The organism is Actinomyces viscosus (assembly GCF_900637975.1).
Taxonomy (GTDB): Bacteria; Actinomycetota; Actinomycetes; order Actinomycetales; family Actinomycetaceae; genus Actinomyces; species Actinomyces viscosus.
Map to the genome: position 1 here is coordinate 3,223,672 of NZ_LR134477.1, position 20,228 is coordinate 3,243,899.

Sequence of the window (20,228 nt, forward strand, 5' to 3'; positions counted from 1 at the left end):
CGTCGACGGTATGAAACCGCATGATTCCGGGGTTCCTTTAGGTGTCTGATCTGCCCGCAGGCTCCTTTGTGACAGATTTGGACACGATCGGGCATCGTCGGCGAGGTCATGCGCGCTGCGCCTCGCCTATTCTGTGAACTGGAGCGGACCGCCACCCCACAAGGTCGCCCGGACGTGGGACCATGTGACCATGACCAACGACGCGTCCCACTCCGCCCCCACGCCGCTCTCCCGCTTCCTGGGCGGGTGGATGCGTCACCCGAGCCCCCAGGAGCCCGAGGAGCAGCCCGCCGACGACGCCCCCGAGGCTGCCCCCGACGCCCCCTTGGAGGCAACCGAGCCATCCGACGCGGTCGAGGGTGCCGAGCACGCCGGGGCCGCCGAGGTCGCTGAGGGTGCCGACGCCCCCCGGTCGGCCGGCACGCCCGAGGCCGCCGCGGCCAAGGCTGAGCCCGCCGCCTCTGCCGGCACCGACAACGAGCCCGCTGCCCCCACCGAGACCGCGGCTGAGCCCACCCGGCCCACCGTCGCCCCCGAGGACGCCGCGAGCGCAGACGAGCCTGACGAGCCGGAGGGCCCGGACCCCGACGCCGACGACGGCGAGGAGGAGCACGTCATCGAGGTCGCCGACCCCCGCGACTTCGCCGACGACTCCGGCCCCCAGTACGAGGACGAGGACTTCGACGAGATCGTCGACGGCGAGGCCGCCCCGGCCCCCGGCCCCGTCGGCACGGCGACCCCGGCGATCGCCCCGTCCTCCATCACCTCCGCCAGCTCGCAGTCGGCCCCCTCCGCGGCCGAGGCCCTGGCGACGCCCTCGACCGCGACGCCGGGGGAGTGCGGCACCTTCGTCCCCGGCAGCGCCGCCAGCTCGGGCCATGCCGTCAGCCCCGCCAGCGCCGCCTCCTCTGCCTCCTCGCTCAGCTCGGCCAGCGCCGCCGACGCCGCGGCCTCGGCCGCCTCCGCCGACACCGCCCAGGTCGACCCCGAGGACCTCCTGCCGCCGCTGAAGTCCTTCAAGAACCGCTTCATCGACCGCGAGCTGACCTGGCTGGACTTCAACGAGCGCGTCCTGGAGCAGGCCGAGGACCACACGCTGCCCCTGCTGGAGCGCGCCTGGTTCCTGGCGATCTTCTCCTCCAACCTCGATGAGTTCTACATGGTGCGCGTCGCGGGGCTCATGCGCCGCATCAAGGCCGGCATCACCCCGGTGCGCGCCTCGGGCCTGGACGCCAACCAGGTCCTGGCCCAGGTCACCAGCCGCGCCAAGGAGCTCACCGCCCGCCAGGCCGCCCTCTTCCAGGATGACATCCGCCCCGCCCTGGCCGAGCACAACGTGAACATCCTGGGCTGGGACGAGCTCAACTCCGACCAGCAGGAGCGCCTGACCCGCTACTTCCGCCACCAGATCTACCCGGTCCTCACCCCGCTGGCGGTCGACCCCTCCCACCCCTTCCCCTACATCTCGGGCCTGTCCCTCAACCTGGCCGTCATCCTGCGCAACCCGCGCAGCGGCAAGGAGCACTTCGCCCGCATCAAGGTCCCCGACTCCCTGCCGCGCCTGGTCCAGGTCCCCGGCCGCGAGCTCGACGCCGCCGACAAGTCCGCCGGCTGCGCCGTCATCCCCCTGGAGGTCGTCATCGGCCAGCACCTCGACCATCTCTTCCCGGGCATGGACATCCTGGAGCACCACCTCTTCCGGGTCACCCGCAACGAGGACCTCGAGGTCGAGGAGGACGACGCCGAGAACCTCCTCAAGGCCATGGAGAAGGAGCTCGAGCGGCGCCGCTTCGGCGACTGCGTGCGCCTGGAGGTGGAGAACACCATCTCCTCCTTCACCCGCCGCTACCTGGTGCGCGCCCTGGGCCTCAAGGCCGACGACGTCTTCGAGCTGCCCGCGCCCCTGGACCTGACCTGCCTCAACCAGCTCCACGACCTGGACATCCCCGACCTGAAGTACCCGCGCTTCGTGCCGGTGACGGCCGCGGGCCTGGCCGCCTACGAGTCCTCCTCGGCGCCGGACGTCTTCGCCGCCATGCGCGAGCACGACGTCCTCCTGCACCACCCCTACGACTCCTTCTCCACCTCCGTCCAGGAGTTCGTGGCCCAGGCCGCCGCCGACCCCAAGGTCCTGGCCATCAAGCAGACCCTCTACCGCACCTCCGGCGACTCCCCGATCGTGGACGCCCTCATCGAGGCCGCCGAGGCCGGCAAGCAGGTCGTCGCCATCGTGGAGATCAAGGCCCGCTTCGACGAGGAGGCCAACATCTCCTGGGCTCGCAAGCTCGAGCGCGCCGGCGTCCACGTCGTCTACGGCATGGTGGGCCTCAAGACGCACTGCAAGCTGCTGCTGGTGGTGCGCCAGGAGTCCGACGGCCTGCGCCGCTACTGCCACGTCGGCACCGGCAACTACCACCCCAAGACCGCCCGCGGCTACGAGGACCTCGGCCTGCTGACCTGCGACCGCGATGTCGCCCAGGACCTGACCACCCTGTTCAACCAGCTCTCCGGCTATGCCCCGCGCGCCCGCTTCCGTCGCCTGCTCGTGGCCCCCCGCGGCCTGCGCGACGGGCTCGTCGAGCACATCGAGCAGGAGATCGCCAACCACAAGGCCGGCCTTCCCGCCTGGATTCGCATCAAGGTCAACTCCATCGTCGACGAGACCGTCATCGACGCCCTCTACCGCGCCTCGCGCGCCGGGGTGCAGGTGGACATCGTCGTGCGCGGCATCTGCGGGCTGCGCGCCGGCGTCGAGGGCCTCAGCGAGAACATCCGCGTGCGCTCCATCCTGGGGCGCTTCCTGGAGCACTCGCGCATCTACGCCTTCGCCGGCGGAGGCCAGACCACGCTGTTCATCGGCTCGGCCGACCTCATGCACCGCAACCTCGACCGCCGCGTCGAGGCCCTGGTGCGCATCACCGACCCGGCCATGGTCGAGGACCTCGAGTGGCTGGTGACCCACTGCGCCTCCGACGACGTCTCCTCCTGGCACCTCCAGCCCGACGGCTCCTGGGAGCGTCACCTGCTCGACGCCGAGGGCAACCGCCTCGAGGACATCCAGACCAGCCTCATGGCCCGGGCGCGCTCGCGCGTCAAGGGCCGTCACTGAGACGGCCGTGCCATGAGCCCGTCCAGCAGGAAGAACGGCTCGCGCGAGACGGTGCGGGCCGCCGGCGCCCTTGTGTGGCGTGAGAAGGGCAAGCACCTCGAGGTGCTCCTGGTCCACCGCCCCCGCTACGACGACTGGTCCATCCCCAAGGGCAAGGTCGACGCGTGCGAGTCCGTGCGCACCTGCGCGGTGCGCGAGGTCGCCGAGGAGACCGGCGTCCAGGTGATCCTGGGGCAGCCGCTCAGCCGCGTGCGCTACAAGATCGGCGACGGCACCCGTAAGGAGGTCCACTACTGGGCGGCCCGCGTCGCCCCCGGCTCCTCGGCCGCCGTCGCCGCCCGCGCCGCCGTCAAGCCCGCCTCCACCAAGGAGATCGACGACGTCGAGTGGCTGCGCGTGGGCCAGGCCCGCAAGCGCCTGACCTACTCCTACGACCGCGACCTGCTCGGCGAGCTGGTCGACCTGTGGGAGGACGGCAAGCTCGACACCTGGACCCTGGTCCTCGTGCGCCACGGCCGCGCCGTCAAGCGCTCGGTGTGGAACCGCCCCAAGGAGCGGGACAAGGAGACCGACGAGGCCACCCGCCCCCTGACCCACGACCAGGGGGAGACCCGGGCCCGCGCCCTCGTCCCGATCCTGGCCGCCTACGGGGTGGGCCGGGTCATCACCAGCCCCTGGAAGCGCTGCGTCGACACGGTCGCCCCCTACGCCAGGGCGGCCGGCCTCACCTTGGAGACGGCCGGGGCCCTGACCGAGATGGCCCACGCCGAGCACCCCAAGGGCGTGCGCTCCGTGGTCAAGAAGGTCCTGGGCGTGCGCGAGGAGCCGACGGCGCTGTGCACCCACCGGCCCGTCCTGCCCACCATCATGGAGGTCGTCTCCCAGTACGCGCCCGGCAAGCTCCTGCGCTCCGTGCCCGACCGGGACCCCTGGCTCAAGACCGGGGAGATCCTCGTGGTCCACATGGCTCGCCGCCCCCGCGGCAAGATCCGCGCCGTCGCCATCGAGAAGCAGCGCCCGGTCCTGTCCGAGGGCCGGTGACCGAGGCCTGGGAGGGAATGCCGTTGCTACGTCGCCTGCGAGCGGGACCTGTGCCACGCCAGGAAGACGAGAATGTCAAGGATCAGGAGACTGAGCACCGAGGCTTGCGCGGCGCACCAGAACAGAAGGTTGTGGGGCAGTAGCTGCTGGGGGTCGAATCCGTGCTCCTCGGCACGGTTGACCGCAATGGTGTCGGCGATGCTCCACAGCACGTAGAAGCTGATAACTGTGACGTTCAGTGCTGCCAGCGCGCAGAAGAACCCCGTGCGCGAAGAGATGGTGAGGCTTCCGTCGTGCGCCATGTCGATATCCTTTGCCGTGGGCTGCCGTCTATCGACCACCGTATAAAATGGTGACGCTCCTCACGGAGGGTGTTTACCGTCCGTTTACCCTCGTCACCCGGAACCTTCATCCGGGGCGCCTATCGTCAACGCCGCCTGACATTCGCCCGGCACCTGACTGAACCCCGACTCAGCGAGGAGAGCCTGTGCTCCTGACCCGTCGCGGCGCCCTGGGCGCCCTGAGCGCGGCCGCCCTGAGCGCGCTGGCCGCCTGCGGGCGCGACGCTGGCGCCCCCGACCCCAACGCCTCCAGCGACCTGGAGGGGGAGATCCGCGGAGCGGGCGCCACCTCCCAGTCCGACGCGCAGGACGCCTGGATGAACGCCTTCATGGGCGCCAACCTGCGCGCCACCGTCGACTACGCCGGCGGCGGCTCCGGGGCCGGACGCACCAAGCTCGTCGAGGGCGCCGTCGACTTCGCCGGCACCGACACCCCCATGAGCGCCGCCGAGATCAACAAGGTCGGCGGCGTCGTCGAGCTGCCCCTCTACGTCTCCCCGATCGCCGTGGCCTACAACCTGCCCGGCCTCACCGGCGAGTCCCACGTCAACATGACCGGTGAGGTCCTCGCCCAGGTCCTCACCGGCGCCATCACCCGCTGGAACGACCCCACCCTGGCCGCCCTCAACCCCGGCGCCGCGCTGCCGGACCAGCGGATCATCGTCGTCGGCCGCTCCGACGACTCCGGCACCACCAAGGCCCTGACCACCTACCTGGCCACCGTCGCCCCCGAGATCTGGACCCACGACCCCGAGGAGACCTGGCCGCTGCGCGGGGGCCAGTCCGGCGACGGCACCGCCGGCATGATCCAGACCGTCTCCGCCGCCGTCGGCGCCATCGGCTACGCCGACGCCTCCAAGGTCCCCTCCACCCTGGGAACCGTCGCCGTCGGCAGCCACGGGGCCTACGTGCCCGTCTCGGCCGACGCCGCGGCCGCCGCCCTCGATGCCGCCACCCTGGGCGCCGAGGCCGACGAGACCCGCCTGCTCTACACCCCCAGCCACGACGCCGACGGCGCCTACCCCATCGTCCTGGTCTCCTACCTGGCCGCCCGCCTGAGCTACGACGACGCCGAGATCGCCGCCGTCGTCAAGGCCTACCTGCGCTTCGCCGCCTCCACCAGGGGGCAGGACACCTCGTCCAAGGCCACCGGCTGCGCCCCCATCACCCGGGAGATGCGCGAGAAGATCAACACCGCCATCGACAGGATCGACGCCTGAGCCGACAGGCCGGCCGCAGCACCGAACTGATCTGAACCTAAGCGCACATGTCCAGTCAGCACCCACCCGCCCAGCCGCCGCCCCAGACACCCCGAGGAGGGTCAGCCGTGGCCAGCACCACCGCACCGTCGTCGGCTCCGCCGCCCCGATCAGGCGCCGCGACCGCGCCCAGCAGCTCCGACGACGCCGCCATCCAGCCCGGGAAGGCCCCCGGGCAGACCGGCAACCGGATCTTCACCGGCCTGTCCTTCGGGGCTGGCACCCTCATCATGGTGGTGCTCGCCCTCGTGGCCGCCTTCCTCATCCGGGAGGCCCTGCCCGCCCTGACGGCCTCGCGCGAGACCCTCGAGTCGGTCTCCTTCATGCGCGAGCGCGGCCTGTGGGGGTACGTGGCCCCGCTCGTCTTCGGCACGCTGCTGTCCTCGACCATCGCCCTGGGCGTCGCGGTGCCGCTGAGCATCGGGGTGGCGCTGTTCATCTCCCACTTCGCTCCGCGCCGCCTGGCCCAGGTGCTGGGGTACATGGTCGACCTCCTGGCCGCCATCCCCTCGGTGGTCTTCGGCCTGTGGGGCTTCCTGTGGCTCGTGCCCCTGCTCGACCCGGTCAACACCTGGCTGACGGAGAACCTCGGCTTCATCCCCCTGTTCGCCGACTACACGGCCCCCGCCAAGAACATCACCACCGCCTCCCTGGTCCTGGCCGTCATGATCCTGCCGATCATCACCGCCACCATCCGGGAGATCTTCCTGCAGACCCCCACCCTCCAGGAGGAGGCCTCCCTGGCCCTGGGCGCCACCCGCTACGAGATGATCCGCCAGGCCGTCCTGCCCTTCGGCCGCTCCGGCATCATCTCCGCCTCCATGCTGGGACTCGGACGCGCCCTGGGCGAGACCATGGCCGTCCTCATGATCCTCTCGCCGGGCATGGGGCTGAATCTGCGCATCCTCCAGGCCGGCCAGCACCAGACCATCGCCGCCAACATCGCCTCGCAGTTCCGCGAGGCCTACGGACTGAGCGTCAACGTGCTCATCGCCACCGGCCTGGTCCTGTTCATCATCACCTTCGCGGTCAACTCCCTGGCGCGGTGGATCATCGCGCGCCGCTCCGAGTTCTCAGGAGCCAGCTGACATGACGCCCACGAACACGCCCGACCCCGCCCGACCCACCGGTCCCGACAGCTCCGCTGCCGACGGTTCCGCCGACCCGGCCGGCGCGGCGCCCGCCCCCAAGTCCCTCAAGGCCGCGCTCGCGGCCGCCGAGGCCCCGGCCGCCCCCGTCGACCCCCTGGCCGACCCGCCCTCCATCGAGGGCGTGCCCCTGACCTCCTACCGCCTGCCCGACTGGTTCATCTGGGCGGCGCTGGGAGCCGCCTTCGTCGTCGTCGGCGGGATCGGCCTGCTGGCCGGCTGGAGCATCGCCGCCGTCGTCACCCTGACCGCCCTGGTGTGGGTGGTGGGCGCCACCGCCGTCTCCTGGGTGCGCGAGGGCGAGCGCTGGGGCCGCAACACCTTGGTGACCCTCCTCATCTACCTGTCCTTCGCCATCGTCATGGTGCCGCTGGTCTCCCTGGTGTGGATGGTCCTGTCCGGCGGCTCGGCCCGCTTCGGCTACGACTTCCTGACCACCAACATGCGCGGCGCCGACGCCTCCAACGGCGGCTTCTACCACGGCATCGTCGGCACCCTCCAGATCACCGGGATCGCCACCCTCATCTCGGTGCCGCTGGGGCTGTTCACCGCCGTCTTCCTCGTGGAGTACAACGGCGGCTGGATCGCCCGGGCCATCACCTTCCTCGTCGACGTCATGACCGGCATCCCCTCGATCGTGGCCGGCCTGTTCGCCTACTCGATCTTCCTCATCGTGGCCGGCCCCCGCTACCAGGCCGGCATCATCGGCGCCGTCGCCCTGAGCGTCCTCATGACGCCGGTGGTCATCCGCGGCGTGGAGGAGATGCTCAAGCTCGTCCCCTCCCACCTGCGCGAGGCCTCCTACGCCCTGGGCGTGCCCAAGTGGCTCACCATCGTCAAGGTCGTGCTGCGCACCGCGGTGGCCGGCATCACCACCTCCGTCATGATCGCCATCGCCCGCGTCATCGGCGAGACCGCGCCGCTGCTCATCACCGTGGGCCTGACGATCCGCACCAACACCAACCCGTTCGACGGCTCCATGGCCACCCTGCCGGTGCTCGTCTACGACCAGTACTCCCGCGGTGAGGCCGCCGCCATGGAACGCGCCTGGGCCGGGGCGCTGACCCTCATCATCCTCGTCATGCTGCTCAACCTCGCGGCCCGCCTCATCTCGAAGTACTTCAGCCCCAAGGGCGGCCGGCGCTGAGACTGGCCCGAGCCGCAGCGCTCAGTGCCCCCAGCGCCCCAGAGCCCTCCACCGTCCACCTCAGGTAAAGGAACCGACGTGTCCAAGCGCATCGACGTCATCGGCGAGAACATCTACTACGGCGACTTCCTGGCCGTCAAGGACGTCAACGTCGTCATCGAGCCCAAGTCCGTCACCGCCCTCATCGGCCCCTCCGGCTGTGGGAAGTCCACCTTCCTGCGCACCCTCAACCGCATGCACGAGACCATCCCCGGTGCCCGCGTCGAGGGGCAGGTCATCGTCGACGGCGTCAACCTCTACGGCCCCGGCGTCGACGCCGTCCAGGTGCGCCGCGCCATCGGCATGGTCTTCCAGCGGCCCAACCCGTTCCCCACCATGTCGATCGCCGAGAACGTCCTGGCCGGCGTGCGTCTCAACAACCGCCGGATCAAGAAGTCCTACGCCGACGACCTGGTGGAGGCCTCCCTGCGCGGGGCCAACCTGTGGGACGAGGTCAAGGACCGTCTCGACCGGCCGGGCCTGGGACTCTCGGGCGGTCAGCAGCAGCGCCTGTGCATCGCCCGCGCCATCGCGGTCAAGCCCGCCGTCCTGCTCATGGACGAGCCCTGCTCCGCCCTGGACCCCATCTCCACGCTGGCGATCGAGGACCTCATCTCCGAGCTCAAGACCGACTACACGATCGTCATCGTCACCCACAACATGCAGCAGGCCTCGCGCGTGAGTGACATGACCGGCTTCTTCAACCTGGAGGCCACCGGCAAGCCCGGCCACCTCGTCGAGTACGACTCCACCGACAAGATCTTCTCCGCCCCCAGTGAGCAGGCCACCGAGGACTACATCTCGGGCCGCTTCGGCTGAGCCGGCGGGTACGCCACCGATCGGATCCGTCGAGCCGGGCACTTTTCGCGTAGGACAACCGTTTTTCGGTAGGGCTACGCGAAAAGTGCCCGGCTCGGTGTCCGGAGAATTGGAGAATTAAGGACGTCGGGCCGGAGAGCGCCAGTCGGCGCGAATGCCGCTCGTGGCGGCTTAAGTTGGAGCCCGGGGCCCGTCGCGGCCCGACGCCGCCCAAGAGTCTACAGGTCCGGGCAGCCGGCCGCCCCGGTGTCCACCAGTCGGTCGGGGCGGCTCCTGCCTCTGACCACCGCCTCCCGGGCCCGCTCGGAGGCCGGGACCTCTGGCTCTACGCGTCCTCGGGGGCGTCCAGGCGGTAGCCGACGTTGCGGACGGTGCCGATGAGGTGGTCGTGCTCGGTGCCGAGCTTGGCGCGCAGACGACGAATGTGGACATCCACCGTGCGCGAGCCGCCGATGTAGTCCTCGCCCCACACCTCGTGCAGGAGCGCGTCGCGGGTGAGCACCCGCCCCTGGTTGGCGGCCAGGAACTTCAGCAGCTCGAACTCCTTGTAGGTCAGGTCCAGGATCGAGCCGCGCAGGCGGGCCGTGTAGGCGGTGACATCGATGACGAGGTCGCCGACGTCGATACGGTCGTCGTCGACCTCGTCCACCACCGGGACGTGCGCGCGCAGGAGCCGCAACCGGGCCGACAGCTCGGCGGGCTTGGCGCCGGCCATGACGAAGTCGGCGGCCCCCCAGTCGATCTGCACCGCGGCCGCGCCGCCCTCCTCCAGGATGAGGATGATGGGCGGGCAGTCCATGGGGCCGGTGAAGAGCTGGCACAGGGCGCGGGCCCGGGTCAGGTCTCCGCGCGCGTCGATCATGACGACGTCGGCGCTGTCCACCTTCGCGTAGGAGGAGGGGATCGGGGGAAGGCACTCCACCTGGGAGTCCAGGAAGGAGGTTGCGGGCAGGACATCGGTGGCGTCACTCTCACGAGTGAACATGATGATCCGCATGGCTGCTCCCTCCGGGGCTCTCGACCGGGACTCACCGGCGCAGACGAGCTGAGCAGCGGCGATACTGTCGGGGCAAGTCAACCACACCTGGCCGAGGGCGGAATCCCCAGGGAGGAAAATGACCGGATCGGGAGACGGCGGAGTGGGGCCCGCGGCCGTCCGGGTGTGGGACGATGCGTGCTGTGACTACCCACCACCGACGATCCCAGCCGGCTGCACGCGCCCGCGGAGCCTCCCGTGACTCCCGCGATCACTCCAACGGCGCGGCCATCCCGACGGCGCCTACGGACCTCCGCGGCGCAACGGACTGGGCCAGTGTCATCGGCGCGGGCGACCCACGTGGCGCGGGCGGCTCCGCGAGGTCGACCGGTGCGGCAGTGTCTCCGTCTCCGCGCCCGGCCCGCTCAGCCCGCTCGGCGCGCTCAGCCGACTCGATGAGCACCCTCGACCTCGCCGAGGACCTCGGCTACGCCACCCGCCGGGCCTCCAACCGCCCCAAGGAACCGGGGCTGGTGGACCCGGCCTGGACCCGGCTCGCCTTCGCGGGCCTGGTGCCGCTGCTGTTGGCGGTCGGCTCGGTGCTGCCCGGCTGGGTGAGGCTCGCCCTCGTGGCCGTCCTGGTACCGGCCGCAGCCCAGGGGTGGCCCGCGCTCGTGCGCGCTCGGCACGACCTGGGCTCCACGATCGTCATGACGATCAGCGGGCTGGCGGCCGCGACCAGCGTCTACCTCCTCGACGACATGGGGGTCGCCGGCCTGGTCATGGCCTTCTCGATCCTGGGGGCCTTCGTCGGCCAGATGCTGCGGCGCGACGGCCGGCACAACCTGGTCGAGGACCTGTCCTCAACGGTCGCGGGCTGCCTCGTGGTGGTCTCCGGCTCGGCCTGGTGCGCCCTGGAGCCGGGGCTGGCCGACCCCGCCGTCGTCGTGCCCACCTGCCTGGCCCTGTTCGTCGGAGCGGTCCTGACCGTCCTCAACGTGCGCGCCCGCATACTGGAGGTGCTCACCGTCACGGTCCCGGCGCTGCTCGCCGGCGGCGCCGGCTACCTGCTGGCCGCGGCCGGCTTCTTCGGCCTGTCCCACATCAGCACGACGGCGGCTCTGCAAAGCGCCGTGGCCTGTGTGTTCGTCGGCTTCGTGGCCGGGGTCCTCATGGCGGCCGGCAACCGCGTCCTGTGGACCCACCGGTGGGTGCCCGGGGGACGGGCGGCGGTGGCCTCCGCGCTCGTGCCGATCCTGTCGGTCGGCGTGCCGGTCTACGCCATCGCCCGGCTTATGGGCGGCTTCCTCGCCGGCTGACGGCGACCTCCCGGTGCGCGCGGACGCGCGACCTGATCGGGCAGCCTGGTCGGTCGGCGGTGCGCGTGTGTCCCGGGCCGGGCCGACGTCGTAGGCTGCGGGTATGGCATTCACGCTTCCTGACGACCTGGCCCCCGAGCTCTACCCGTTGGCCTGGCTGGTCGGCACTTGGCGCGGCTACGGCATCCTCACCTACGGCGAGACCGTGCCCGAGCAGGCCGTCTACCAGGAGATCACCTTCGATCACGACGGCGGCCCCTACCTGCGCCAGACCACCACGATCTGGACGGTCGACGCCACCCGCTCCAAGAACCTCGACTTCGAGATGCCCGGCCTTCAGGGCGCCTCCCTGCTGGCTCCCGCCCAGATCTGGTCCACCGAGACCGCCTACTGGCGGCCCGTCGGCCAGGAGCAGCCCGACGGCGCCTCCACTGCCGAGACCGCTGACGCCACTGGTGAGGCCGATGCCGCCGGTGAGGCCGGCGAGACACCCTCCGAGAACGCCGGCGCTCCCCTCATCCCCGTCACCCAGCTCGAGCTCGTTTCAGCCGACCCCGCCGGCCACGTCGCCGTCTGGGAGGGCTGGATCCAGGGGCCGCGCGCCCAGGTCGGCACCCAGGCCGTGGGCCGGGTTCGCACCGCCGTCGCCGTGGAGGAGATGACCCGCATGTTCGGGCTCGTAGGCGGCGACCTCATGTGGACCCAGGACATGGCGGCCTTCGGTAAGACCGAGGTGACCACCTACGCCTCCGGGAGGCTCGGCCGCGTCGACGACTTAGGCGACCCTGCCGCCCAGCCCGGATCGGCTCTCGACCCGGTCGAGCCCGCGGAGTCCTCCGAGCCCGCCTCCGGTTCCGCAGCCTCCGACGACGCCGAGCCCACCGCCTGATGCTCCCCTCCCCGCTGCTGAACCGCCCCGGCGCCGTCGCCTCCGCTCCGGGCGACCCCGACGAGGCCGTCCCCGCCCACCTCGGTGACCCCGGCCGCGAGCAGGCCGCCCTGGCAGAGGGGCGAGCCGCCTGCGCCCTGGCGCGCGACGTCGTCGCCGTGACCGGGCCGGACCGACTGAGCTGGCTGACCACCCTGTCCAGCCAGGTCCTCACCGCTCTGGAACCGGGTGACGGCGGCGCGGAGACGCTGCTCCTCGACGCCCAGGGCCACATCACCCACGCGCTCGCGGCCATCGACGACGGCCGCACGCTCTGGCTCGTCACCGAGGCCGGCAGCGGCGAGGACCTGGCGGCCTTCCTGGACTCCATGCGCTTCATGCTGCGCGTCGAGGCCGCCCAACGGGCCGACGTCACCGCACTGGGCGCCCTGGGGGAGGGGCTCGACGCCCTGGCTCAGGCGGCGCGCGACACCGAGCCGCCGGCGGCGGGGGCTCAGGCCGACGCCGGCGACGCCGTCGAGGCCAATGACGCCACTGATGACGCCGCTGAGGCAGCCGGCGCCGAGGCGCAGGGCTCGCTCATCGGCCTGTGGCGCGACCCGTGGCCGGGCGTCGTCGACGGCGGCACGAGCTACGACGTCGGACTGGAACGGCCGCATCCCGGTGAGGGCTACCAGGCTGGTTTCGTCCTGGTCCCCACCAGTGGCGTGGGCGCCGTGGCGAGAACGTTCCTCGCTGCCGGGACGAACCGGCGCCTGGCCGGGGCCCTGGCCTGGGAGGCGCTGCGCATCGAGGCGGGCCGCCCCCGCCGGGCCCGCGAGGCCGACGCCCGCGCCATCCCCCACGAGCTGGACTGGCTGCGCACGGCCGTGCACCTGACGAAGGGCTGCTACCCGGGCCAGGAGACGATCGCGCGCACCCTCAACCTGGGCCGCCCGCCGCGCCGCCTCACGGTGCTTCAGCTCGATGGCCTGGGCGGTGACCTGCCGCGGCCGGGGGCGGTCGTGCGCATGGGGGAGCGGGCCGTGGGCGCCGTGACCTCCGTGGCCCGACACCACGAGCTCGGCCCCATCGCTCTGGCCCTGCTGCGCCGCGCCGTGCCCGCGGGCGAGCAGCTGACGGTGGAGGTCGCCGAGGTCGACGAGGCCACCGGTGAGGAGATCGTCGTCGGACGGGTCGACGCCGCGCAGGAACCGCTGGTCTCGCCCGAGGGGCGCGCCCAGGCCAGCCCCTCCGAGCGCCCCGGGGCGGAGCTGCGTAAGGGCCTGAGGCTCTGACCGGCCCGCTGTCCCGCGGCCGGCTCCGGATCCCGGGACCGGTCCGGTCCTCACGGGGAGACGATCCGGGACGCGTCCGACCTGAGGCGGCCGGGAACCGCCGTCGGCCGGTGCGTGAGGCGTCAACTGTTCTCGCTGGGCGTGGCCGCATCACTGGGATCGTGGGTCACCGACCGGTAGCCTTGGGGGCGTGAGCGTCCTATACACCGTTGCAGTTCTTCTCTCCGAGGCGGTCAGGTGGACCTGGTACGGAGTCCAGGTGATCGCCGTCGTCATGGGGGTCTGGGCGTTTGTCGACTCGCTGTTGCGCCCGGCGGAGTACTACGTCGCAGCCGGTAAGAGCACCAAGCGGTTCTGGAACGTGGTGAACGCCGTCGGAACGGTGGTTGTCGGTGTTCTTGGGGCCGCCTCGATGCTTGGTCTGCTGGGTGTGGTGGCCAGCGCAATCTACCTGGTCGATGTGCGCCCGGCCCTGCAGGCGCTGGCGCCGGTGCGGGTGCGCTCCTCGATCCGGATCCCGGGGCGCGCTTCGCAGCGCCGGCCTGGGCGTGGCGCCGGCCGGGGCCCGCGCGACTGGAGCCCTGGTCGCTGATGCGCGCGGTCATTCAGAGGGTTAGTCGGGCCGCCGTCCGGGTTGACGGCCAGGTGGTCGGGGAGATCACCCGGCCCGGCCTCATGGTCCTGGTGGGGGCCACCCACGATGACGGCCCGAAGCAGGTCGCCACGGTGGCCCGCAAGATCGCGGACCTGCGGCTCATGGAGGATGAGATGTCGGTGTCCGACGCCGGTGCGCCGGTGCTCGTCGTCTCCCAGTTCACCCTGTACGCCGACACGCGCAAGGGCCGGCGGCCCACCTGGAACAAGGCGGCGCCCGGCGAGGTGGCCGAGCCCCTGGTGGAGGCCGTGGCCGAGGACCTGCGCGGGCGCGGTCTGGAGGTGGCCACCGGAAGGTTCGGCGCCCACATGCTCATTGACATGGAGGCCGACGGTCCGGTGACGATCCTGGTCGAAGCGGAGTAGGCCTGAGGAGGCCGACGATGCGACGCTGTGGCCGACGGTCCGGTGACGATCCTGGTCGAGGCCGAGTAGACCCAGGGCCGTTGAGATGACGGGACGGTCGCGGGCGATCGTCATCGCCATGATGCTGTGGTGGGCCTTCTTCGGCTGCGTCAGCGTGTCCTGGGCGTTGGGCTCCCCGTGGCTGGTTGACACGGCGCTTCAGGGCGGGGGCCTCCGGCTCGCCCAGGAGCGACCCACCTGGTTCGTCGTCGTTGTGCTCGTCTCCGGGCTGGTGAAGCTGGGGTTCGTCGTCTACGGATTCGCCCTCTTGCGCCTGGACGTCATCAGGGTGCCGCGTTGGATGCGCCTGGCCTTCGGCTGGGTCTCGGGGGTCCTGCTCATGGCCTATGGCCTGGTCGGCTCGGCGGGCTTGGTCCTGCGGCTCCTGGCCGGCCAGTCGCTCTCGCGCTACGGCTGGTGGCGGCTGCTCCTGTGGATGCCGCACTTCTGGGTGGGCGGCATCCTGGTTCTGTCTGCGACGGTGGCCTACCTGCGCTGGAGCCGGCCCGGCGCCGTCGAGGTACAGGAGATCTGAAGTCCGGCGCTGCGCGGACGCACCTTAGGTCTCCAGGACGGAGGGTGTGCCTGCAGTCCGCGAGCCTTACGGTGCGTCCGCGAGAGCACTGCCGGGGCCGGTGGCGACCGGTGGGCGGTCGCCGGAGCCAAGGGAGAGGGCCGGGTATGCGCCCCCGACTGCGCTTCCCGGCCCTCACTTGAGTGTCACCCGGGCGGTGGTCGCCGCTCAACGGGGAGTGTTCCCCAAACCGCCCGTTAGGTTGCGGCCTGCCTCAGCAGGTGAGGGCCATGTCGGTGGCGGAGCCGGCGATGGCGGCGAGCTCGTCGTCGTCGGCGTTGCCTCCGGTGCACACGACGGCGCAGGGGCCGCGGCGGGCGGGGTCGGCCATGAGTCCGGCCAGGCTGGCGGCGCCGGCGCCCTCGGCCAGGGTGTGGGCGTGGGTGGACATGAGGCCGACGGCGCGCTGGATGTCGTCGTCGTCGACCAGGATGAAGTCGTTGAGGCCGCGGCCCAGCACCGACTGGGTGAGGGTGAAGCTCGCCCCGACGGCCAGTCCCGCCACGCGCGTGCGGCTGTGGATGGTGGCGGGCCTCCCGGACTTCCAGGCGCGGTGCGCGGCCGGGGCGGCGCTGGACTGGACGCCGATGACCCAGCACCCGGGCGCCAGGACGTCGCGCACGAGGCAGGCGCCGGCGGCCCCGGAGCCCGATCCGACCGGGGCGTAGACGGCCCGCAGGTCGCGGTGTCGGCGGAAGAGCTCGAGGTAGACGGTGGCGTGCCCGAGGACGATCGCCGGCTCGTCGCCGGGGGAGACCATGCGCAGCCCCTCGGCCACGGACAGGGCCTCGGCGTGGGCGAGCGAGTCGCACATGGTGTCGCCCTCGATGACGACCCGGGCGCCCAGGGCGCGCACCGCGGCGACCTTGCGGGCCGGGGCGCCGGCCGGCACGACGACGGTGACGGGCACGTCGCTGCGCGCACCGGCCCAGGCCAGGGACTGGGCGTGGTTGCCGGTGGAGGCGGTCACGACGCCGCGGCGCCGCTCCTCGGGGCTGAGCGCCGCCATGAGCGCCACCCCGCCGCGGACCTTGAAGGCGCCGGTGGGCTGGACGTTCTCGTGCTTGACCACGACATCGACCCCGGCCTCGGCGTTGAGCAGCGGGTAGGACCAGGCGGGGGTCTCGGGAAGGACGCGCGAGACGGCCTCGTAGGTGCGCAGGACGGCGTCGAAGTCGAGGCCGGTCCCGGGGCTGAAAGAGGGGGTGGGGGTCAGGGTGTCGGTTGCGGTCATGACTCCATGATGATGAAGACTGGACTATCGGTCCAATGAATGTTTTGACGAGTACCCATCGATATAAGACATACTTGGTGGCGTGATCGATGTTCAGCAGCTGCGGGCCCTCGTGGAGCTCTCCCGGCTCGGCACCGTCTCGGCCGCTGCCGATTCCCTGGGCTTCAGCCAGTCCACCGTTTCCCACCAGCTCGCCGCCCTGTCCCGTGCGACCGGCGCGGTCCTGCTGACGCGGGCGGGGCGCGGGGTGCGGCTCACCGAGGAGGGGAGGGCGCTGGCGGCCCGTGGGCAGGAGGTCCTCGACCTGCTGGATCGCGCTGAGAGGGAGACGGTCTCCATGGCGCACGCGGAGGCGGGGCGGGTGCGGCTGGCGGCCTTCCCCTCGGCGGTGGCCTCGCTGGTTCCCGGGGTGCTCGACGCCGTCGGCCGGCAGTACCCGGGACTGGAGGTCGAGCTGGTCGACGCCGAGCCGCCCGAGGCCCTCGACGCGCTGCGGCGCGGTCGGGTGGACGCGGCCCTGTCCTTCTCCTACACCGACGACGACGCCGGCGAGGGCCTTCAGTCGGCGCACCTGCTCGACGACGTCCTCTACCTGGTCAGCCACCCCGGCGGCATCACGCGCATCGCCGACGGCGCCCAGTGCCGGTGGGTCACCGGCTGCGCGCGCTGCCACGAGGAGCTCATCGCCGTGGGGCGGGCCAACGACTTCACGCCCGAGACCGCCTACGCCTCCGACGACTACGTGGCCGTGCAGGCGCTCGTGGCCGCGGGGGTGGGGGCGGCGCTGCTGCCCGGCATGGCGTTGAGCGCCTACCGGCACGAGGGGGTTCAGGTGCGGCCGTTGGCCCAGGAGCACCGGCGGGTCGAGGTGGTCACCCGCGCGGAGAGCCCTCGGCCGCTGGCCATCGACGTCCTGGTGGAGGCCTGCCGGACGGCGGCTCGCAGCACGAGCCTTCGCCGGCCCGCGGTGCGTGGTGGAGCGAATTCCGCTGGCCGATGAGTGCCTGACCGGCGACTTGTCGGCCGGCGGCTCTAAATTCTTGGTATGGCGGTCTTTAATCAAGCTTTTCTTGGGTTGGTGTGATGGGTAGGTGCTCGAAGTCGTAGTCGAAGGTGCGGCTGGTGATGTAGCTGGTGAATGCGGTGTAGGTTTCCTCGGGGTTGTCTCGTTGTATGTTTGAGATGTTCTTCTTGGCGGTGTTCCAGACGTGCTCTATTGGGTTGTGGTCGGGCGCGTAAGGAGGTAGGTAGATCGGCCTGACGCGCTCCAGGGCCTGGCCGGGCTCATACAGGTCAGTGACCGCCTTGGCGTGGTGGAAGCCGGCGTTGTCAAGAACAACAGCGATCTTGTCGTTTGCCGTCTCGCGTACCAGACGGGCCAGGGCCAGGGTGACCTGCTCGGCGTTCTGGTTGCCCTCGATGGGGTAGACGCGCACCTGCTTGCTGGTCAGGCTCAGGGCGCCGAAGAAAGACTGGGCCGAGCGTTCTCGGTCGACATAGATCTTGGTCCGACGGCCGGTGGGCAGCCACATACGCCGGGTGACGGCCTCGTGCTCGACGCGCACCTCGTCGACGGTGTAGACCTCCCAGCCCCGGGCCAGCAGGTCGGCGACCTCCTGACGGACCTGGTCCATTCGCTCGGTGACGGCGGCCTCGTCGCGGCGCTTGTCGAAGGGGTCGGGCAGCTTGAAGCTCATCCCCACGAAGCGCAGGAGCAGCTGGTAGGAGGAGTCTGAGGCGTACTCCACGCCGAACTTGATCCGCACCACGTCACGCAGGGCCGGTACGTCCCAGAAGTCCGCCCTGATCCCGCTCTGGGCCGGTGGCCTACTCAGGATCCGCTTGAGCTGCTCCTTGTGGGCGCGGGTGAGCTTGGCGGCGTTCTCGTTGCCGGCGTGCCCAGTGACAACCGAGTGCAACCTGGAGCACCGCCAGCGGCGCAGCCAGTTGCTCACCGTCCTGCGGCTGCGGCCGACCATCTCAGCGATAACACCCGTGCCGACACCACGAGAGGCATACAAAATGGCCTCAGCCTTTAAACGCACCAGGACGAACGAGTCACCGCGTTTCTTCCACGCCAGAAGAACATCCCGCTCCTCCGCAGTCACATCAACAACCACACACACATTCTATATCGATACCCCCAAAACCACCCGACAACACAACCCCAGAAGGAAACTTTGTTTAATGCCGGCCATAGATGTAGGCGTGTATTGCTGCATAGTGCTCCCATCTGGCTTTCTAGGTTAGGGACTCCCTTCTGATGATCGGCTGTGTTAATGTGTAAGGATGCCCTCTTTTTGGTAGAGGCTTCAGTTTTATTGAAATTAGAAAACTGCACTACGTGGGGGGTGGTTGACAGCATCTGAGAATATACGTGTATGCTCGTAGTATGAACAGAGAATGTACCGCTCCAGTTCGAGGGCATCGTTCGCCGGATGCCAAAGAAAGATGCCCCAAGTGCGGGACTGGCGTGTCAGCCTCTCAGGGGCTATATGCAGGAGTCACTCCCCGAGGCCGTTCAAGTTCTCGAGGCTTGCGGTCCAATGGAAGTCCAAAGAGCGGGGGGTTTCCAAAAAAACTTGCGGATAAGGTTGAACTTCTCCCTTGTTGTGATTTGATAAGGGTTGTAAACTTAATAGAAGTTTATGGCCGGCATTAAACAAAGTTTCCTTCTGGGGTTGTGTTGTCGGGTGGTTTTGGGGGTATCGATATAGAATGTGTGTGTGGTTGTTGATGTGACTGCGGAGGAGCGGGATGTTCTTCTGGCGTGGAAGAAACGCGGTGACTCGTTCGTCCTGGTGCGTTTAAAGGCTGAGGCCATTTTGTATGCCTCTCGTGGTGTCGGCACGGGTGTTATCGCTGAGATGGTCGGCCGCAGCCGCAGGACGGTGAGCAACTGGCTGCGCCGCTGGCGGTGCTCCAGGTTGCACTCGGTTGTCACTGGGCACGCCGGCAACGAGAACGCCGCCAAGCTCACCCGCGCCCACAAGGAGCAGCTCAAGCGGATCCTGAGTAGGCCACCGGCCCAGAGCGGGATCAGGGCGGACTTCTGGGACGTACCGGCCCTGCGTGACGTGGTGCGGATCAAGTTCGGCGTGGAGTACGCCTCAGACTCCTCCTACCAGCTGCTCCTGCGCTTCGTGGGGATGAGCTTCAAGCTGCCCGACCCCTTCGACAAGCGCCGCGACGAGGCCGCCGTCACCGAGCGAATGGACCAGGTCCGTCAGGAGGTCGCCGACCTGCTGGCCCGGGGCTGGGAGGTCTACACCGTCGACGAGGTGCGCGTCGAGCACGAGGCCGTCACCCGGCGTATGTGGCTGCCCACCGGCCGTCGGACCAAGATCTATGTCGACCGAGAACGCTCGGCCCAGTCTTTCTTCGGCGCCCTGAGCCTGACCAGCAAGCAGGTGCGCGTCTACCCCATCGAGGGCAACCAGAACGCCGAGCAGGTCACCCTGGCCCTGGCCCGTCTGGTACGCGAGACGGCAAACGACAAGATCGCTGTTGTTCTTGACAACGCCGGCTTCCACCACGCCAAGGCGGTCACTGACCTGTATGAGCCCGGCCAGGCCCTGGAGCGCGTCAGGCCGATCTACCTACCTCCTTACGCGCCCGACCACAACCCAATAGAGCACGTCTGGAACACCGCCAAGAAGAACATCTCAAACATACAACGAGACAACCCCGAGGAAACCTACACCGCATTCACCAGCTACATCACCAGCCGCACCTTCGACTACGACTTCGAGCACCTACCCATCACACCAACCCAAGAAAAGCTTGATTAAAGACCGCCATACCTACCTCCTTACGCGCCCGACCACAACCCAATAGAGCACGTCTGGAACACCGCCAAGAAGAACATCTCAAACATACAACGAGACAACCCCGAGGAAACCTACACCGCATTCACCAGCTACATCACCAGCCGCACCTTCGACTACGACTTCGAGCACCTACCCATCACACCAACCCAAGAAAAGCTTGATTAAAG

The 20,228-nt window shown here is 69.9% G+C and carries 18 protein-coding genes and 1 pseudogene; 15 read left to right on the top strand and 4 right to left on the bottom strand.

What is annotated here, in order from left to right; all coding sequences use genetic code 11:
- The first annotated feature begins 190 nt into the window (after nt 1-190).
- The gene (locus EL340_RS13630) at nt 191-3,109 is read left to right on the top strand and encodes an RNA degradosome polyphosphate kinase (RefSeq protein ID WP_126415072.1); all 2,919 of its coding nucleotides are present in this window, start codon (nt 191-193) and stop codon (nt 3,107-3,109) included.
- A 12-nt stretch (nt 3,110-3,121) separates the two neighbouring features.
- Complete coding sequence (locus tag EL340_RS13635; protein WP_126415073.1) at nt 3,122-4,150, top strand: NUDIX hydrolase; 1,029 nt, start codon at nt 3,122-3,124, stop codon at nt 4,148-4,150.
- 26 nt (nt 4,151-4,176) lie between these two features.
- Here EL340_RS13635 and EL340_RS13640 read toward each other — a convergent pair whose 3' ends face one another.
- Entirely contained in the window at nt 4,177-4,452 is a 276-nt protein-coding gene (locus tag EL340_RS13640; protein ID WP_232023105.1) for a cell surface protein, read from the bottom strand.
- 185 nt (nt 4,453-4,637) lie between these two features.
- On the opposite strand from EL340_RS13640, the gene pstS reads away from it, so the two are divergent.
- The 4 genes from pstS (at nt 4,638) to pstB (ending at nt 8,903) form a co-directional block, all read left to right on the top strand.
- Complete coding sequence (pstS, locus tag EL340_RS13645; RefSeq protein WP_126415075.1) at nt 4,638-5,711, top strand: phosphate ABC transporter substrate-binding protein PstS; 1,074 nt, start codon at nt 4,638-4,640, stop codon at nt 5,709-5,711.
- A 107-nt stretch (nt 5,712-5,818) separates the two neighbouring features.
- On the top strand, nt 5,819-6,838 hold the full coding sequence (gene pstC / locus EL340_RS13650; protein ID WP_126415076.1) for a phosphate ABC transporter permease subunit PstC: 1,020 nt from the start codon (nt 5,819-5,821) through the stop codon (nt 6,836-6,838).
- A 1-nt stretch (nt 6,839) separates the two neighbouring features.
- Complete coding sequence (gene pstA / locus EL340_RS13655) at nt 6,840-8,045, top strand: phosphate ABC transporter permease PstA (protein ID WP_197722317.1); 1,206 nt, start codon at nt 6,840-6,842, stop codon at nt 8,043-8,045.
- Nucleotides 8,046-8,123: 78 nt separating this feature from the next.
- The gene (gene pstB, locus EL340_RS13660; protein WP_126415077.1) at nt 8,124-8,903 is read left to right on the top strand and encodes a phosphate ABC transporter ATP-binding protein PstB; all 780 of its coding nucleotides are present in this window, start codon (nt 8,124-8,126) and stop codon (nt 8,901-8,903) included.
- 325 nt (nt 8,904-9,228) lie between these two features.
- Here the strand turns inward: pstB and EL340_RS13665 are convergent, their stop codons facing one another.
- Complete coding sequence (locus EL340_RS13665; protein ID WP_126415078.1) at nt 9,229-9,900, bottom strand: winged helix-turn-helix domain-containing protein; 672 nt, start codon at nt 9,898-9,900, stop codon at nt 9,229-9,231.
- A gap of 173 nt (nt 9,901-10,073) precedes the next feature.
- On the opposite strand from EL340_RS13665, the gene EL340_RS13670 reads away from it, so the two are divergent.
- The 6 genes from EL340_RS13670 (at nt 10,074) to EL340_RS13695 (ending at nt 14,958) form a co-directional block, all read left to right on the top strand.
- The gene (locus tag EL340_RS13670) at nt 10,074-11,198 is read left to right on the top strand and encodes a hypothetical protein (RefSeq protein WP_126415079.1); all 1,125 of its coding nucleotides are present in this window, start codon (nt 10,074-10,076) and stop codon (nt 11,196-11,198) included.
- Between the two features lie 103 nt (nt 11,199-11,301).
- A complete protein-coding gene (locus EL340_RS13675; protein WP_126415080.1) occupies nt 11,302-12,087 on the top strand; it encodes a heme-binding beta-barrel domain-containing protein in 786 nt (261 codons plus the stop codon).
- The gene (gene ygfZ, locus EL340_RS13680) at nt 12,087-13,364 is read left to right on the top strand and encodes a CAF17-like 4Fe-4S cluster assembly/insertion protein YgfZ (protein ID WP_126415081.1); all 1,278 of its coding nucleotides are present in this window, start codon (nt 12,087-12,089) and stop codon (nt 13,362-13,364) included. Before EL340_RS13675 ends, ygfZ begins: the two co-directional genes overlap by 1 nt.
- A gap of 190 nt (nt 13,365-13,554) precedes the next feature.
- Complete coding sequence (locus tag EL340_RS13685) at nt 13,555-13,956, top strand: DUF2516 family protein (protein WP_126415082.1); 402 nt, start codon at nt 13,555-13,557, stop codon at nt 13,954-13,956.
- On the top strand, nt 13,956-14,384 hold the full coding sequence (dtd, locus tag EL340_RS13690) for a D-aminoacyl-tRNA deacylase (RefSeq protein ID WP_126415083.1): 429 nt from the start codon (nt 13,956-13,958) through the stop codon (nt 14,382-14,384). The genes EL340_RS13685 and dtd overlap by 1 nt, the downstream gene beginning before the upstream one ends.
- Before the next feature lie 85 nt (nt 14,385-14,469).
- Nucleotides 14,470-14,958, top strand: coding sequence for a DUF3995 domain-containing protein (locus EL340_RS13695; RefSeq protein ID WP_126415084.1), 489 nt, complete (start codon nt 14,470-14,472; stop codon nt 14,956-14,958).
- A 253-nt stretch (nt 14,959-15,211) separates the two neighbouring features.
- On the opposite strand, the gene EL340_RS13700 is transcribed toward EL340_RS13695, so the two are convergent.
- Nucleotides 15,212-16,231 (bottom strand): threonine ammonia-lyase, encoded by a 1,020-nt coding sequence (locus EL340_RS13700; protein WP_126415085.1) that lies wholly within the window; start codon nt 16,229-16,231, stop codon nt 15,212-15,214.
- Between the two features lie 82 nt (nt 16,232-16,313).
- On the opposite strand from EL340_RS13700, the gene EL340_RS13705 reads away from it, so the two are divergent.
- On the top strand, nt 16,314-17,231 hold the full coding sequence (locus EL340_RS13705; protein WP_126415086.1) for a LysR family transcriptional regulator: 918 nt from the start codon (nt 16,314-16,316) through the stop codon (nt 17,229-17,231).
- A 55-nt stretch (nt 17,232-17,286) separates the two neighbouring features.
- Here the strand turns inward: EL340_RS13705 and EL340_RS13710 are convergent, their stop codons facing one another.
- Nucleotides 17,287-18,351 (bottom strand): IS630 family transposase, encoded by a 1,065-nt coding sequence (locus EL340_RS13710; RefSeq protein WP_126413152.1) that lies wholly within the window; start codon nt 18,349-18,351, stop codon nt 17,287-17,289.
- Nucleotides 18,352-18,957: 606 nt separating this feature from the next.
- On the opposite strand from EL340_RS13710, the gene EL340_RS13715 reads away from it, so the two are divergent.
- Nucleotides 18,958-20,022 carry an IS630 family transposase gene (locus EL340_RS13715; RefSeq protein WP_126413152.1) on the top strand — a complete coding sequence of 355 codons (1,065 nt, stop codon included), beginning with the start codon at nt 18,958-18,960 and terminating at the stop codon, nt 20,020-20,022.
- Nucleotides 20,023-20,037: 15 nt separating this feature from the next.
- Nucleotides 20,038-20,226, top strand: a pseudogene (locus tag EL340_RS13720) (hypothetical protein); the annotation flags it as partial.
- Between the last annotated feature and the right edge of the window lie 2 nt (nt 20,227-20,228).